The sequence below is a fragment of the Dactylosporangium sp. NPDC051541 genome (genome assembly GCF_044454505.1).
Lineage (GTDB): Bacteria > Actinomycetota > Actinomycetes > Mycobacteriales > Micromonosporaceae > Dactylosporangium.
Genome location: NZ_JBITDU010000005.1, coordinates 399,107 through 414,078, shown reverse-complemented (window position 1 = coordinate 414,078; position 14,972 = coordinate 399,107). Strand labels below are relative to the sequence as shown.

The window sequence follows — 14,972 nt, the reverse complement described above, 5'->3', positions numbered from 1 at the left end:
TGGAACGGGGCGAGTAGAGGGTTCGCTGAGCGGCGTGCTGGCTGCGGGAACCGTGAAACCGCAGGTCAGTGTCGTACCCGGGGCGGATCTCCGCAGGCGTTGGCGTGTTGCCCGTGACCGTAGAGCTGCAGGTCAAAGCGGTGGCGGAGGGCAAGCGTACGCCCGTGCGGGACAAAACTCGTGTCGTGTGACGATCGCTACATCGACGGGCGACAACAGAAAAGGCCAGCTGGGCTGGCCTTTTCCTCCGTCGGGACAGCGGGATTCGAACCCACGACCCCAGGATGCTCGTCGCGTTCTAGGCATGGCAGCTCGACGGGGTGATTTGTCAACGAACATCTGATGCGCCGGGTGGGCGGACGGTAGCTCCGGTGGAGATCATCTTCCTGTGGTGTAGTGGATCTTGTCGGGCAGTGTGCGGTTGGCGCATTGCCTTTGGCCCGCGGCATACCGGGCCACCTACCAGCTCGCGGCCGCGACACCGGTGATGGCGCAGCCATCTTCGCGACGAGATGGCCGCCCGGGCCCGCGTCCAGACCCCCGCAACTCCGGGCTGCGCCAGGCAGGCGTCGCCGCCCGCGATCGTGGGCAGGCGGCCGCGCGGCAGGCGAGCTGGTGGCGGTGTCGACCTCTACCGCGCACCGCCTACAACACAGCCACGCCAGCCCGGAATAGCCCCGAGCGACCGCCATCCGCGTCCTGGCCGGCTACGACCTCCTGATACCGGCTGACCGTGGCCGGTCCCGGTGGTCCCAGGCACGACGCCGTGAGCGAGACTGGGAGCAATGCCGCTTCTACAACCTGGAGCTTTCCTATGCCGCAGGGGATCGTCCGCTGGTTCGACGCCGAACGGGGGTTCGGCTTCCTCGCGCCTGAGGACGGCTCGCCAGACATGTTCGTGCACGCCTCCGAGATTGTGGGTGAAGGCGGCCCGAAGGTGCTCCGCGAGGGCCAGGCCGTCGAGTTCGAGGTCGGCGAAAACGACCGCGGTCCCCAGGCGCTGCGCGTCCGCGTCACCGCCGAGCAGGCCGCCGGCGGCGCCGTGGGCCTGCTCGGCACGGTCAACTGGTACGAGCCGGCCAAGGGGTACGGGTTCGCCTCGCCGGACGGCGGCGGCGTCGACATCTTCGTGCACAGCTCGGCCATCGTGACCGGCGGTGTGGTCAGCGACGGGCAGCGGGTGGCCTTCGTCGTCGTCGAGGGCGAGCGCGGCCCGCAGGCCGCGCACGTGATCCCGCTCGGTCCCGGGGCCGGCCTGTCCGCCACGGCAGGCGGTGCCGACGGGGCGGACGGAACCGTCTCCTGGTATGACGAGGACAAGGGCTTCGGCTTCATCGCTCCCGACTCCGGCGCCGGGGACGTCTTCGTCCACGCCCGGTCCCTGGTCGAGGGCCTCACCTGGCTGGCCGAGGGCGATCGCGTGGCGTACGAGGTCGTCAGCGGCGACAAGGGCCCGCAGGCCCGCGATGTGCAGCTGGTCCGAGGGGTCGAGCCGGTACCGCCACCGCGACGGCCGGCGCCGGTCGGTCCGGCACCCGCCAGGAGGGAGTCGCCGTCACGGGGCGTGCCCGCACGCGCGGGCGAGGGCGTCGTCGCACGTTACGACGGCGACCGCGGGTTCGGGTTCATCACCCCGGACGCCGGAGGTGACGACCTGTTCGTCCACGTGTCCGTGGTTGCGGGGTCGGAACCGCTGCAGCAGGGCGACCGGGTCCGGTACACGGTGCGTCAGAGCGACCGGGGCCCGCAGGCCGGCAGCGTAGAGCGCCTCCGAGGCGCTCCTGCTCGCACTTGATGGTGCGGGTCTGATTCGACGGCTGGCCCAGTTAACTCTCATGCCGCCGATCGTGCGTGCCGGCCCGTCCGCGTCGGTCACGCGGGGCGACGAACGTCGAAGCCCTGCGGGCCGAGGATGCCGGCTACGCAACGTAGCCGCGGCGGGCGCTGTGTCCTTCGTGATCGGATGGGTTCGCTGTCTGTCGCGGAGGGCAGCTGTACGCGTTCGTCAGTCGCGTGGGCGTGGTCCTGCACGGTGCTGAGGCCCATGACTTGGACGACAGTCTCCGGACCGCGCTCTGCATTGGAAGATCACCGTACGGGCGTACGTGTCACAGATGTGTCGTGATCATCCACAGTGGACTAGCGGCGCCCCATTGCGATAAAGGGGCCGTTTCACAGATGGGCGTCAACAAGGAGCAGCCGCGAAATTCCTGCTCAACCGGCATTTGCCCGACGGCCACGGCGCCTGTGCTGGTGAACGCGTGCCTGCGCTCTAACGGGTCTGGACGAGATCAACAGGCCATCTGTCAGCGGTTTCGCCGAACAGTACGCGCGTACGTGCAAAATCTAGTGTCATGACACCGGCACTACATCGACCGCAGTCAGCAGAAAAGGCCAGCTGAGCTGGCCTTTTCTCACGTCGGGACAGCGGGATTCGAACCCACGACCCCTTGACCCCCAGCACCGTTCGCGGATGTTTGCCACGTGGTCATCGGTCAATACGCGCTGGTCGTGCCGATGGTGGTTGTTGGTTTGGAGAGGTGCGTTCTGGGCGTACACGCAAGATCGTCTCCCAAATATCTCCCAGGGCGTGGCCACGACGCCCGTCCAACTACGGCGCCGAACTTGTCGTAGCGTCCCGTCTGCCGACCTGGTCTCGCGCCGCCTGCGGCAGGCTGTTGTAGAGGGACTGAGCGTGCTTCGGGACGCTGACCATCTGATCAACGACTACGTTGATGAGTCTGAACAAACCAGGAAGCAATGCGGGATCGTCATCCACATTGATCTGCCCCGGATGGACAGCGTGATTGCCGACCACTCGAAGGACATCCATGGCCTGTTGAATCTGCGGATGAAGACCCTTTTGTACGAGCCGTCCTATTTTAGTATTGATGTCGCCGGAACCTGGCTCAAGGTGGTCCACGATCATCTGCAGGACAAGACGCAACAGAGCCGCAGCACTGCGTTTGGATACGCGTGCGACGAGTCGAGCCTCTTCATATACGTCTCGGGCGGCAGTGGGCATGTCGTCGGCCGGCGGCTCCCCGACGGCGCCCATCGGGTAGGCCATGACCATCCCGCTGCCGTTGTTAACCCAAAAGATCGGACGACGGCACGCGTGGCAGCGGTTGGCTGTCCAGCCTTCGATCCACGAATGGCTGCCCACCGTCTCCAGCTCCCAGAGGATGCCGCCGCTGGGCTGAAGCGCGTATGTTGCGCAATCTGCATAAGGACACACGAAGCTCGGCTTACCCGCGTCCGGTACGCCGCGCTGCGCCTGGTCTTCCCGATCCGCTTCAGCTGTCACCGGAACATCGTCCCACCGAGGGCAACCGAGTTGGTGCACGGTCGATCCTCGGAAACCGTTCGGACGACCGCGGCAGCGGTGGAGCGTGGGCTTTCGAAGGACTCTTCGTCCCGAATTAAAGGCCAATCCGGCAAGTCCGCCTGCAGGCTTGTCATTTCTGCTGGTGGCGCTGTTGGTCCTTGTCGGTCTGGCGTGGTCTGTGAAGGGGATGGAGAGGGCGTCTGCTCCAGAGCCGCTCCAAGGCGGGCCGCTCGCGCTCGACGCCTCAACATCCGGGTCCAGGGCCGGAGGTCCTGGCCGCCGCAGGCGGAATCGCAGTTCCTCTCTCAAAGCTCTCCCCTCAGGTCGTTCTTCCCGTCGCGTGGGCTTTGCCCTGTCGTGCCGTGCCTGCCCGGTCACGGTGGAGCGCCCCGCTGGACGAACGACCGTGACCGGGCAGGCACGGTGTGGCTGCCTTCGGTACGCGACGGGAAGTGCGACCGAACCCCGCTCCTGCGTCTTCCCGGAGCGTCGGGTCCAGGTGCCGGAGGCCCTGGCCGCCGGAGGCCGACTCCCGGGTGCAGGGCCGGAGGTCCTGCCCGCCGGAGGCTGGAGAGATCGGAGCGCGGACCTGGCAGCGAGCGGAGCGAGCGGTGTCTGGCGGGAGCGACGGGTTGTGCCCTCGATGGACCCGAGTTCCAGGATGTCGGTCTCATTTGGCGTGTTGACGGTGACTGCTCGGATGACCACGTTTGGCGCAGCGGTTGGCCACTTTCGTGGACCATGGTGGTCACAATGACGGTCGTGGCGTCTCTGAAGCATCTATGGCCTGCGCGTCGAACCGTCGATGCGGTTGTCCGCCCGGTTAAGTCGGATGACGAGCCGCTGCGTCCGATGCCGTTCTGGCCGGTCATGGCCGTAGTGGTGGGGGTCGTGCTGGCTGGTGGTGGGCTGGCAATGTGGCTCATCGGGGTGTGGACACCGATATCGGCGAGTCCAGCCAATGTGGCGAATCTGGAGTCGTTGAGGCTTGATCGGATCAAGACGGGGTTGACCGTTGCGGCTGGTCTGGCTGCTGGGGCGACGCTGTTGATGACGTTGCGTCGGCAAGCGCTGAGTGAGCGGGCGCAGCGACAGGCGGAGAGGGCGCAGCGCTTCGCTGAGGAGGCACAGCGGTTCGCTGAGGCTGATGCGTTGGAGCAGCGGACGACCGCGTTGTATGTGGCGGCGGCGAATCAGCTGGCCAGCGACAAGGCCGCGGTGCGGCTGGCTGGCTTGTACGCGTTGGAGCGGTTGGGTCAGGATGATGCAAAGTTGCGGCAAACGGTGGTTGACGTGTGGTGCGCCTATCTACGGATGCCATTCGAGCCACCCCTCGAGGTATTGCGACGCAGTGTGAAAGGTTCCCCGGCGTCTCTAGCGGCGGACGCCGAAGTCCTGGACCCTCCCAAGGATGCGGAGCGTCGCCAGGAGCTTGAGGTTCGCCGGACTGCCCAGCGGCTACTCACCACCCATCTCAAGGTTGGTTCGTATCGTGGCCCGTACCGCGAGACTTCGGATAGCCGGTATTGGTTTACCGGCGACGGCGCTCGGCTCGACGTAGATCTCACTGGGGCGGTACTGGTCGACTGCAGGCTGGAAGGCTGCTGGGCGAACCAGGTGAGCCTTAGCGCGGCGCAGTTCCACGGCTATGCCGACCTGAGTGGGGCGCAGTTCCATGGCGTTGCCAATCTGATCGGGGCGCAGTTCTACAGCCCCGCCAACCTGCGCGGAGCGCAGTTCCACGGCATCGCCCACTTGGGCGGCGCGCAGTTTTACGGCTCCGCCGAGCTGATCGGGGCGCAGTTTTACAGCGATGCCAACCTGATTGGGACACGGTGCCATGACGATGCATTCCTGGGCGATATCCAGTTCCACGGCAACGCATACATGATCGAGGCGCAGTTCGACGGCCCCGTTGATCTCAGTGCGGCGCGGTTCCACGGCTCCGGCAATCTGAGCGGAGCGAAGTTCCACGGTCCCGCTTACCTGAGCGAAGCGCAGTTTCACGGTGACGCTGACCTAGGCGGGACGGAGTTCTACGCCTACGTCGACCTTCGTAAGGCGCAGTTTTACCGCGCCGTCGACCTGGGCGGGGCGCAGTTCTACGGCCGCCCCAACCTGAGCGGGGTGCAGTTTCACGGCGAAGCCGACCTGAACGAGGCGCTGTTGGAAGGCGACGCCATCCAAGACGCAAGTGCGACATCGAAGGCGCAGTTGCCCGCGGGCTGGAGGCTGTCAGATCGTCCTGCGCCAGTCGAAGGCTTGTTTATGGTCGAGAAGCTAGGATCAGGTGACCAGCGCGAAAGCGATGTCGACGATCCAACCACTTAAGCTACGAGAACCACGAAACGTAGCTTCGTATCCTCGGATGCCCAGCCTCGACCCGCCTGTCGAGCGCTGGGCATCGTCGTGCCGGCCGGGGTGCGCGCGGTCCGCCGGGGCCGCCGCGCCGGGAGCGAAGCGGCGAGGCGCGGCGAGTTCCGAGCGGTCCGCGCAGCGGCCGAAGGCCGCCTTGAAGACGTATGGAAAGTTTGCGCCCGGACCGCTGGTACGGCTGTGAAGCAGTGAGCGGGATTGGGTCTGTCGCGGGCTAAGGCTCGGACAGGAGTTGGACGCCGTCGTGCAGCCGTACGGCTACCTCGCCGCTGTCGAGGGCGTCGAGCACTCGGACGGCGAAGGTCTCGGTCATGCCGGTGGCGACCCTGTCCGGGGACCACCATTCGACGGCGGTGCTCTCGTCGGTGGTCTGTTCCCGGCCGCCGATCGGTCGGCCACGGAACACGAGAGCAACTACTCCGCGCTTGACGTTCTTGTAGACGCCAGTGAGGCGGTCTACTTCGATCAGGAGTCCGGTCTCTTCCTCGACCTCTCGTCGGACGCCAGCGGGGATGGACTCGTCGATTTCAAGTACCCCGCCTGGGATCTGCCACTCGCCGTTGTCGCGTCGCTGGATGACCAGCACGTGGCCGATTTCGTTCGTGACGACAGCGGCGACGCTTACTGAGTGCAGGGTCATTGCGTCTCCTCGCTAAACAGGCATGTGGCTATCGTGGCGTCGTCGTGGCGCTTATGCCGGGTGTAAGCGCGTCCGTCCGGGTCGGTGCGTTCGGCGGCTCTCACCGTACGTATAAGTTCGGCTGGTCCAGACTCGGTGACCAGGTCGAGCAAGGCCGACCAACTGAGCAAGCTGTAAGGATCTACGGCGCATGAAGCCCCGTCACTCATGAGAGCAGCCCGGCGCAAACGTGCTGGTCCGGATGTGGGGACTTCACCGTGGATGGCTTCAAACGCTGCCTGTGGGTCAGCTGCAGCTATCCAATACCCGTCCGGGCGATTGGTGAATTGATACTTCCCCGGAGTCGAGGCGAGAAAGCCTCCGGCCGCAGCAGGATAGGTCTGGCCGGCCGATGTAATCGGCTGCTGACGCAACCGCTGGATCGTGGCCTGGATTCTGTTGTCTGAGATGACCGTAACGTCAGCACCGGTGTCGAGGACGATTGAGCTGTCGCAAAGCACTAGATATTCGACCCGGCCGTCGCAGACCTTCAGAGCACACACGGTGGACGCTGGAGTCCCGGGATGGGTCAGATCGCATTGCTGGCCGTGGTCGCCCCGAACTGCGTCTATTGCGTCGGCTAACAGCTGGGCAAGCGTACGCCCAGGTGCAGCGACATAGCCTGCGCATAGGCGTGCCGAAAGGCGGCGTACGTACCAAGCCGGTCCGTGCACACAACCGCTGGTCGCGTCCGCTAGTTGTGTCACTCCGTCGAACACCACGACCAAATCGCCGATGGCGAGCGCATAGTCCTCGTTAGGCCGGCCGGGTGCGGCTGCCGTCGCGAATCGAACCTCCATCACGATGGACCTGCGGCTAGATCGTCGTCCCAATCATATCGGAGCGTCCACAGTGCGCCGGGCATAACGTGAATGCAGACCTCTACGGGTCGGTCGCCCTCGGCATACGCGACATGCCAGATCTCAAAGACCGGCTGATTCGCGTCAAGTTGTAGTGTCTGCTGCTCGGCGTCGTTGGGCAGCCGAACTGTAACGTCCTCGGTGAAGCGCACGGGAGCATAGCCGAGGTCAGCGAGACGCGAGTAGGACCCGCCCTTTCCGGCGTCCTCTCGCAGTAGGCTCCCGTCGCCCTTGACTATTGTCCAGGGAAAGTAGGAGTCGGCCATCTGAGTTGGCTCGCCATCTGCGTAAAGCACACGCCGCCGAACGAGAGTGTCCGCACCTTTGCGCAAACCCAGGATTTGCGCGACACGCTCTGGGCTACCAACCCGGCCGATCTCGCGGTATTTAGTGGTCGATGTCAAGTTAAGCTTGCGGACCTCTACCTCGCCGGCCCCGGTGCCGAGGCTGCGAGCGGCGTAGCGACGTTTGGCGTCTCGCATGATGCGCGGGAAACTCCGCACGTAAGTGCCCAGACCACGTCGGACTTTCACGTCCCCTGAGGCGCGAAGCAGCGTCACTGCTTTGTTGACTGTCACTCGCGACACGCCAAGTTCGTCAGCGAGGCGAAGCTCGCTCGGCAACGGGCTCCCCAATGGGTAGACGCCACGTTCGATCCGTTTGCGAAGTTCGTCCGCAATCTGTCCGTATTGCGACTTCGGCGCCTCGATCGCTGCCACTCGTCTGTCCTCGACTAGTACGACGTCTTACACCACACCCTACGCGTGCCGAGGTGGAGCACATGCAATTGGGGATGTAAGACGTCTTGCGTCTCATGGGAGCAGGCCGTACCGTCGATGTAAGACGTAATACATCCTCTGCATGGGAGTACTGATGGCGCTCGGGAAGCTGTTCGGTGCGCGTCCGGTGACGGCGATGGCGGTGGTGGAGCCGCAGGTGGCGGCGTCGTATGCGCAGCGTGCACGGACGACGGTGATGGTGGCGTCGCCGTTGGCGGTGCTGCTGTCGTGTGCAGCGTTCGCCTCGGCGCACGTGGGTATGCCGGGGCTGCTGCTGGGGGTGCCGCTCGGTTTGGCGCTTGGCCTGGTGTCCGGTCTGACGGTGTTGTTGTGGCCGATCCTGCGGGCGGTGTGGTGGTGGGCACTGGAGCTGTCGGTGTTCAACGGTCTGCTCGCGGTCTGGCTGTGGGTGTCGCAGTGGCTGGCGTGGTGGGGCGGTCTCGCGGTCCTGGTTCTGGTGTCGGTCGGTCTTGGTTTGATCGGCGCTGTCCGGCGGGGTCTTGCGGCGGCGGCGTGGTGTGCGTGGGATCGGCATCGGCTGCGGTTGTCGTTCGCGCGGATTGTGCGGGCGACGGGCCGGGGTGGGATGCCGGTATATCCGCTGATGTTGTGGGCGCGGCCGACGCTGGCCGGCGAGCAGGTGTGGGTGCTGCTGCGTCCGGGTCTGGATCTGGGCGATCTGGAGGGTAAGACGGGCAAGCTCGCGGTCGCGTGCTGGGCGTCGGAGGTACGGGTGTCCCGGGCGTCGGAGCGGTCGGCGGCGCTGTTGCGGATTGATGTGACGCGCCGGGACCCGCTGACGGCGGTGGTCAAGTCGCAGCTTGCGGAGCTGTTCGCGGGGCTGCGGAAGCCGAAGGTCGCCCCGGATGGCGGCTTGGAAGGCCTTGCCCTCGACTTCGATCAGGTTCCTGATCCGGCGCCGGTGGTAACGGGCCGGGCTCGCCGCTGACCGCTTCCGTCGTGCCCGGCCGAGGGAGTTCCGGGTGTGGCGGTGGCCGCCAGTGGTGGCGACCAGGGCTGATGGCCCGACTCGACGATCTAGGGAGTGTGTGATGTCGGGAGAGATTTCGGTGACGGTGGTCGGGAACCTGACCGCTGACCCGGAGTTGCGGTTCCTGCCGGATGGCAAGGCGATGGCCCGGTTCTCGGTGGCGTCGACGCCGCGCCGGTTCGATCAGAAGACCGGCGGCTACGCCGACGGGAAGGCGACGTTCATGCGCTGCACGGTGTTCGGGCCGATGGCGGAGCACATGGCGGAGTCGCTGAACAAGGGCACGCGGGTGGTGGTGTCCGGCAGGCTGGAGCAGTCGCAGTGGCAGACCGACGAGGGTGACAAGCGCTCGGCGATCGGGATGCTGGTTGACGAGATCGGCCCGTCGCTGCGGTTCGCCACGGCGAAGGTGCAGAAGCTGACCCGGTCCGGTGGTGGTGACGGGTTCGTGCCGTCTGACCCGCCGGATGACCCGTGGAACTCGGCCGCGCCGGCCGGGGCCAGCACAACGCTGCGGGCGGTGTGAGGGCCGTGAACCTGCGGACGGTCTGGCGTCGCCGCAGTAGTGGTGCGGTCTTTCCGGACCGTGACCTGTCCATCTTCGACCCGGTCGAGCTCGGGATCACTGATGTCGGTGCCCGCAAGCGGGTGCTGTTCATCTACCGCAACATGCTCATCGGTGGTGAGCCGGGCGGTGGGAAAAGCTCGCTGCTGAACCTGGTCGTCGCGTATGCGGCGCTGTGCATGGACTGCACGCTGGTCCTGCTGGACGGCAAGCAGGTCGAGCTGGGGCAGTGGGAGTCATGCGCGTCGGCGTTCGTCGGCCCGGACATCGACGCCGCCCTGGCCGTGTTGCAGCGGCTGCAGACGGTGATGGACAACCGGTACCGGTGGCTGCGGTGGCACCTGCGCCGCAAGATCAAGCCACGCGACCAGTTCAAGCCGATCCTCCTCGCCATCGACGAGATCGCCTACTTCTCCGCGACGGTCCTCGACAAGACCAAGCGCGAGATGTTCAGTGCGCTGCTGCGGGACCTGGTCGCCCGGGGCCGCGCGATCGGGATCATTGTGGTCGCGGCGACGCAGCGGCCGTCGTCGGACATCATCCCGACGTCGCTGCGGGATCTCTTCGCGTGGCGGGCGTGCTTCCGCACCACCAATGACTCCTCGTCGGACATCGTGCTCGGGCACGGCTGGGTCAGCCGCGGCTGGAGCGCGAACACGATCAGCCCGCAGAACCAGGGCTGCTGCCTGCTCATCGCTGAAGGTGGCAGCCCGGAACTGCTGAAAGTCGCGTGGCTCGACGACGACGAATGTGCGGCGATCGCCGCCTACGCCGCCGAGCTGCGCGGTGTCCTCGACAGCACCGAGGTCCGGCCGAAGCTGACGGTCGTGGCCGCATGACCCCCGAAGCGTCAACCCGGAATGGAGCAATGATGAGCAAGCGTCTTCCCGCGCAGCGGCCGCCGGTGCGCTACGTGGCGTACCCGGACGTGGCACGGCGCACGCCGGGACAGGATCAGGAACTGCTGCAGCTGCTGGCGGCGCAGGCGGTCAGCAACGGCGCGGTCAACATCGAGATTGCCGCGACGGTGCAGCGCCGGGTGCAGGCCATGGAACGCCGGGATCAGGAGCAGCGTGCCGCGTACCAGCGGTGGCTGCTGCGGCGGGCGGAGATCGACCGGCAGGACCGGCGCACGCAGATGCTGCTGCTCGGCGGCGGCGCGGTCGTCGCGGCAGCGGTCCTCGGCGGTGCCGGGTTCGTGCTGTACCTGGTCGCGCACGCGGCGGCGTCGCTGGCCCTCGGTGTGCTGGGCGCTGTCGTGGCGGTGGTGCTGCTCGGCGCGGCCGTGACCGGGGTGGGCCGGCGCTGCATCACGGTCGTGAACCACTGGCACGAGTGACCGGGGTGGCCGCTTCTGTGCGGGCCGTGCCCCAAGCGGTACGGCCCGGGCGGTGGCCGCCACAGACGGTCTGACCGACGACACCAGTAACGCCCTGGAAAGCACCTGATGCCGCCGGTTCCCAACCACCACACAGCCATCCCGAACAGGAAGGGAGGTGGCTGCCATGCAGCCTACCCAAAACACGCCCGAACCCCGGGCAACCCACCCGACCCGCCGTCTCGACGGCAAGCCGGAGACGCCCGCCGACATCCGCTTCTTCGCCCTGCGCGAGTCCGGCTACACCGGTTGGATCGACCAGGACGGCTATGCGGTTCCGGACTCGAACCCCGCCTGCCCTGACTGCAACGGCCCGACCGTCTACCGGATGGGCAAAGCGGTCCTGTGCTGGTCGTGCACCCACCGGGAGCCGAATTTCGTCGCCCCCGCCGCGCAGGTGTGCACGTCGTGCGCGCTGCGCCACGGGCCGGACCAGCCGTGCCTGTACGACACGTGCAGGGACTGCGGCGTCTGGTACGACGAGCTGTTGCCGTCCCCGACGTGCAACCCGTGCGTCACACCGCCGCCGGTGTTCGACAAGCAGGCCGCGGCCCCGGTGGTGCAGACCCTGCAGGACGCGCAGCTGTACCTGCGGCGGCACGGCTGGATGCAGGGCGGGTACTACGACGGCACCTGTCGGCGGTTTACGCCTGCGGCGTGTCTGGTCGGTGCGGTCGGCATCGTCTGCTACGGCGGACCGGTCGACGCTCCGGCGCTGATGTTCGACGATCCGGGTTTTGGCTCGTTCGAGGCTGCGGTCGGGTTCCTCGACGTGTACCTCGGGCGGCGGTTCGGCCTCAACGTCTACGACTATAACGACGTCAAGGGCCGCAGCGCGGCTGAGGTGCTCGCCATGCTCGACGACGCGGCTGCGGCTGCACGGTCGGGGATGTTCCCGATGTGCTGTGACCGGTTCATGGCCGCCGGCGCGTCGCAGGGCTACCCCGACGACCTTCAGGTCGGGTGCCTGGGCGAGGCGGAGCCGTTCGTGTCGGTCGTGCACGTGTGCAGCGTCTGCGGCGTGGAGGACGAGGTCGAGATCACCGACCCGGACATCCGTGAGCGGCTCGTCGCCGAGTACCGCACGCGGGCGGCTGCAGTGTTCCACGACGGGCACGCGCCCGGCACGTCCGACGACTGCGACGCGTGCGATGTGTGGTGCTACTGCACGGCGGACTTCGCGTGTGTCAACCACGGCGGTCCTTCTGTGGCCCTGCTGATCGACACCTTGCCGCAGTACAGCGACACGGAGCAGATCACCGTCGACGGTGAACTCGCCTACCTCGACGAGCGCATGTCGCATCAGGGTCGGCCGTGGCTGACGGCGACGCTGCACACCAGCGACGGGCTTGTGCCGCTGCAGGTCTGGCCTGTGGCGTATGAGCGCCTGTGCGGCGTGCTGACGTTGGGCCGTCACGTGACGGTGTCCGGCACGGTGGACAAGCGCAGCGAGTCCGCGCACCTGCGGGTCGCCGACGTCGTACCCGGTCAGGGGGCGACGGCATGAGCAAGAACACCGTCAAGCCGGGTTTGACGCCGCGCCGTGCCAAGCGTGCGAAGCGGGTCGTCGAGAACGACGCGTTCGACGCGTTCGCCCGGCGCATCCTGCGCGCTTACGCCCGGCGGGTCGCCGCTGGCGACATCGAGGCCCTGGCCGGTCTGAGCATGCTGTCGTCCGAAGTGGACGGTGTGCTGCGTCAGGCGGTCAACGGTTTGCGTAAGGCGAATCCGCCCTACTCGTGGGACGACATCGGGAAGCGGCTCGGGGTCACCCGTCAAGCCGCGCAGATGCGCTTCGGCGCCAAGGATGATCGTCTCGAACTGGACCGGCGTCTCATCGAGCCGGGCCTTGCCCTGACGGTAGCGGCTCTGGTCGACGTATGGATCGACCACTTCCCCGGTACTCCGGCCACAGAGCTGTGCCCGGGCTGTGGATACCGCTACCAGGTGGGGGAGTTCGACTGCCCGAGCATCGCAACGGCTCGTCCGCTGCTGCGCCGTCGACACGGCCAGAACCCGGACGAGTTCGCTCGGCTGACCGATGCCCTCAAGGCCTACCTGCTGAAACCGAAGTCGGTTCACCCGAACCGCACCACGGTCAGGCAGCCGGCCGCTCTCGCGTCCTGTCCTGACCGCGGACCAGACCTGTTCGACCTTCTCGGAGAGGACACGACGCGATGACTGCTGACAACCTCGATAACCCGGCACCGGCCGTGGTGATCGTCCATCGGCTGGGCGAGTACCTGCTGGACCTCTACGTCCTGGCTGACCGGGTCACCGGCCGTCCGGGCGCGTCCGAGGTGCTGGACGACCTGGCCTCGGATCTGGAGGACCGTCTCGCCCCGGTGCTGGATCGGCTCGGGCTCGTGCAGCGGATGATCCCGGCTGGCGCTGCGTGCGTTCAGGCGTGGTCCGAGCTGCAGCTGGGTCTGGCGAACCTGTACTGGGACGCGACGCAACTTCTGCGGTGCCCGCATGGCGTCGATGACGTATGTCAGGCGAGCGCTGTGCTTGCCCGGATGTTCGACGCCGCTGTCACGTGCCTGCTCTGGCCCGGTGGCGCCTGATGGGTGTCGTCGGTGTGATCTATCTGCTGCATTTCGACCGGCCGTTCGGCCACGCCCGGCATTACACGGGCTGGACGAAGGACCTGGCGGCTCGGCTCGCCGAGCACGCCACCGGTCGTGGTGCCCGTCTCCTCGCGGCTGTTCACGCCGCTGGGATTCGCTGGGAACTGGCCCGTACCTGGACCGGGACCCGCAATGACGAACGGGCGCTGAAGCGCCAGGGCGGTGCTTCGCGCCGTTGCCCGCTGTGCGGTGTCAAACCGCGCCCGGGTACGGAAGGCGCCTGCCGATGAACCCGCAACGCGGCCGTAACTGGGCCTACACCGGAGCGACGCTCGGCGGGACGGTCTCCATCGCCGCGAACGTCGCGCACTCCTACATCGCACCGTCCGGTGCTGGTGCCGGCTGGTCTCCGGAGTTCGGAGCCGTGATCGGCGCTGTCTGCTGGCCGGTGTTCCTGTTCGTCGCCGTGGAGATCCTCACCCGGGTGGCGTGGCCACACGGCTGGATCTGGCACGTCGTGCGCTGGGTCGGGCTCCTGCCCGTCGCCGGTGTCGCGGCACTGGTGTCCTATCGGCACCTGTCCGGGCTCCTGGAGCACTACGGCGAAGAACACGTCGTGGTGTACCTCGGCCCCGTCGCGGTCGACGGACTCATGGTGATGGCCACCGCCGCCCTGCTGGCGACCGGCCGTCGCGAACCTGCCCACGTGGGAACCGGCGAACGTGCCGCAACGCAGCACACCGACCCGGTACCCGCACCGTCGATGGCACCCGTCATCGACGCGAACCCGATCCCGAACCCGACTCCTGCTACTCCGATTCCTGCGATTCCGGCCACGGTGGTGGCAGCACAACCCGCCGTCACCCCGGCTCCTTCTTTGCGACTGTCCATTCCGGACGACACACCCTCCGACCCGGTCGTCACTGATGGCCTGGCCCCGGCTGTGCCGGTGCCGCCGACCCCGGCGGACCTGAAGGCCCGGATCACCAAGGCCCCCGCCGCCCCGACGGCTCCGGCCGCCGAGCCCGCCCGGCCTGCCCGTGTCGACCGTCCCGAGCCTGCCGCGCAGGCCGCGACGGCATGGCAGTTGGCACCGCCCGCCACCGACATTGTCACCAGGCCTGGCGCTGCCCAACTGTCACTGCCGATCGTGGACCCGCAGCTGCTGGCCCAGGTCCGGGAGCTCGCGGAGCAGTACCGGACGCAGCACGGCATCCCGATCACCGCCGGTCAGCTCGCGGTCCGGCTGCGGATCAAATCCGATCTCGCCGCTCAGGCCCTCGCCGCGCTCGACGATGCCGCCGCACCGGAGTCTCCGGCCGTCAACGGCCACCAGGTTCCGGCATCCCGGTGATGACGTCCCGACTCTGACGCGTCGTGCCCGAAGCGAACCCCGCTTCGGGCACGGCCCGGTCCTGTTCTGACAAATTTCGCTGCCTTCGGAGG

14 protein-coding genes and 2 pseudogenes are annotated in these 14,972 nt (G+C 67.0%); 13 read left to right on the top strand and 3 right to left on the bottom strand.

Annotation, left to right across the window (positions count from 1 at the left end; translation table 11 throughout):
• Positions 1 to 814: 814 nt before the first annotated feature.
• From ACIA8L_RS25675 to ACIA8L_RS25665, 3 genes and pseudogenes are all read left to right on the top strand, one after another.
• A pseudogene (locus ACIA8L_RS25675) lies at positions 815 to 1,012 on the top strand (cold-shock protein); the annotation flags it as partial.
• Between the two features lie 36 nt (positions 1,013 to 1,048).
• A pseudogene (locus tag ACIA8L_RS25670) lies at positions 1,049 to 1,240 on the top strand (cold-shock protein); the annotation flags it as partial.
• On the top strand, positions 1,229 to 1,795 hold the full coding sequence (locus tag ACIA8L_RS25665) for a cold-shock protein (protein WP_395909045.1): 567 nt from the start codon (positions 1,229 to 1,231) through the stop codon (positions 1,793 to 1,795). The pseudogene ACIA8L_RS25670 and the gene ACIA8L_RS25665, both read left to right, overlap by 12 nt.
• An 816-nt stretch (positions 1,796 to 2,611) precedes the next feature.
• Here the strand turns inward: ACIA8L_RS25665 and ACIA8L_RS25660 are convergent.
• Positions 2,612 to 3,307, bottom strand: a complete 696-nt coding sequence (locus ACIA8L_RS25660) for a DUF4145 domain-containing protein (RefSeq protein WP_395908794.1) — start codon at positions 3,305 to 3,307, stop codon at positions 2,612 to 2,614.
• A 774-nt stretch (positions 3,308 to 4,081) separates the two neighbouring features.
• Here ACIA8L_RS25660 and ACIA8L_RS25655 point away from each other — a divergent pair.
• A complete protein-coding gene (locus ACIA8L_RS25655) occupies positions 4,082 to 5,659 on the top strand; it encodes a pentapeptide repeat-containing protein (RefSeq protein ID WP_395908792.1) in 1,578 nt (525 codons plus the stop codon).
• Positions 5,660 to 5,918: 259 nt separating this feature from the next.
• On the opposite strand, the gene ACIA8L_RS25650 is transcribed toward ACIA8L_RS25655, so the two are convergent.
• Both ACIA8L_RS25650 and ACIA8L_RS25645 read right to left on the bottom strand, forming a co-directional pair.
• A complete protein-coding gene (locus tag ACIA8L_RS25650) occupies positions 5,919 to 6,344 on the bottom strand; it encodes an NUDIX hydrolase (RefSeq protein WP_395908790.1) in 426 nt (141 codons plus the stop codon).
• 838 nt (positions 6,345 to 7,182) lie between these two features.
• Positions 7,183 to 7,962: a GntR family transcriptional regulator gene (locus ACIA8L_RS25645; protein ID WP_395908788.1), complete on the bottom strand. Its 780-nt coding sequence runs from the start codon at positions 7,960 to 7,962 to the stop codon at positions 7,183 to 7,185.
• Positions 7,963 to 8,104: 142 nt separating this feature from the next.
• Here ACIA8L_RS25645 and ACIA8L_RS25640 point away from each other — a divergent pair, with 142 nt between their 5' ends.
• The 9 genes from ACIA8L_RS25640 to ACIA8L_RS25600 all read left to right on the top strand — a co-directional run bounded on the left by ACIA8L_RS25640 (position 8,105) and on the right by ACIA8L_RS25600 (position 14,880).
• Positions 8,105 to 8,971, top strand: a complete 867-nt coding sequence (locus ACIA8L_RS25640) for a hypothetical protein (protein ID WP_395908786.1) — start codon at positions 8,105 to 8,107, stop codon at positions 8,969 to 8,971.
• A gap of 103 nt (positions 8,972 to 9,074) precedes the next feature.
• Positions 9,075 to 9,539 carry a single-stranded DNA-binding protein gene (gene ssb / locus ACIA8L_RS25635; protein WP_395908784.1) on the top strand — a complete coding sequence of 155 codons (465 nt, stop codon included), beginning with the start codon at positions 9,075 to 9,077 and terminating at the stop codon, positions 9,537 to 9,539.
• Positions 9,540 to 9,544: 5 nt separating this feature from the next.
• On the top strand, positions 9,545 to 10,417 hold the full coding sequence (locus ACIA8L_RS25630; protein ID WP_395908782.1) for an FtsK/SpoIIIE domain-containing protein: 873 nt from the start codon (positions 9,545 to 9,547) through the stop codon (positions 10,415 to 10,417).
• Positions 10,418 to 10,449: 32 nt separating this feature from the next.
• The gene (locus tag ACIA8L_RS25625; RefSeq protein WP_395908780.1) at positions 10,450 to 10,917 is read left to right on the top strand and encodes a hypothetical protein; all 468 of its coding nucleotides are present in this window, start codon (positions 10,450 to 10,452) and stop codon (positions 10,915 to 10,917) included.
• A 166-nt stretch (positions 10,918 to 11,083) separates the two neighbouring features.
• On the top strand, positions 11,084 to 12,463 hold the full coding sequence (locus ACIA8L_RS25620; protein ID WP_395908778.1) for a hypothetical protein: 1,380 nt from the start codon (positions 11,084 to 11,086) through the stop codon (positions 12,461 to 12,463).
• Complete coding sequence (locus ACIA8L_RS25615) at positions 12,460 to 13,137, top strand: hypothetical protein (protein WP_395908776.1); 678 nt, start codon at positions 12,460 to 12,462, stop codon at positions 13,135 to 13,137. Before ACIA8L_RS25620 ends, ACIA8L_RS25615 begins: the two co-directional genes overlap by 4 nt.
• Positions 13,134 to 13,523: a hypothetical protein gene (locus tag ACIA8L_RS25610; protein WP_395908774.1), complete on the top strand. Its 390-nt coding sequence runs from the start codon at positions 13,134 to 13,136 to the stop codon at positions 13,521 to 13,523. Before ACIA8L_RS25615 ends, ACIA8L_RS25610 begins: the two co-directional genes overlap by 4 nt.
• Positions 13,524 to 13,537: 14 nt before the next feature.
• Complete coding sequence (locus ACIA8L_RS25605; protein ID WP_395908772.1) at positions 13,538 to 13,816, top strand: hypothetical protein; 279 nt, start codon at positions 13,538 to 13,540, stop codon at positions 13,814 to 13,816.
• Positions 13,813 to 14,880 (top strand): DUF2637 domain-containing protein, encoded by a 1,068-nt coding sequence (locus ACIA8L_RS25600; protein WP_395908770.1) that lies wholly within the window; start codon positions 13,813 to 13,815, stop codon positions 14,878 to 14,880. Before ACIA8L_RS25605 ends, ACIA8L_RS25600 begins: the two co-directional genes overlap by 4 nt.
• Positions 14,881 to 14,972: the final 92 nt, after the last annotated feature.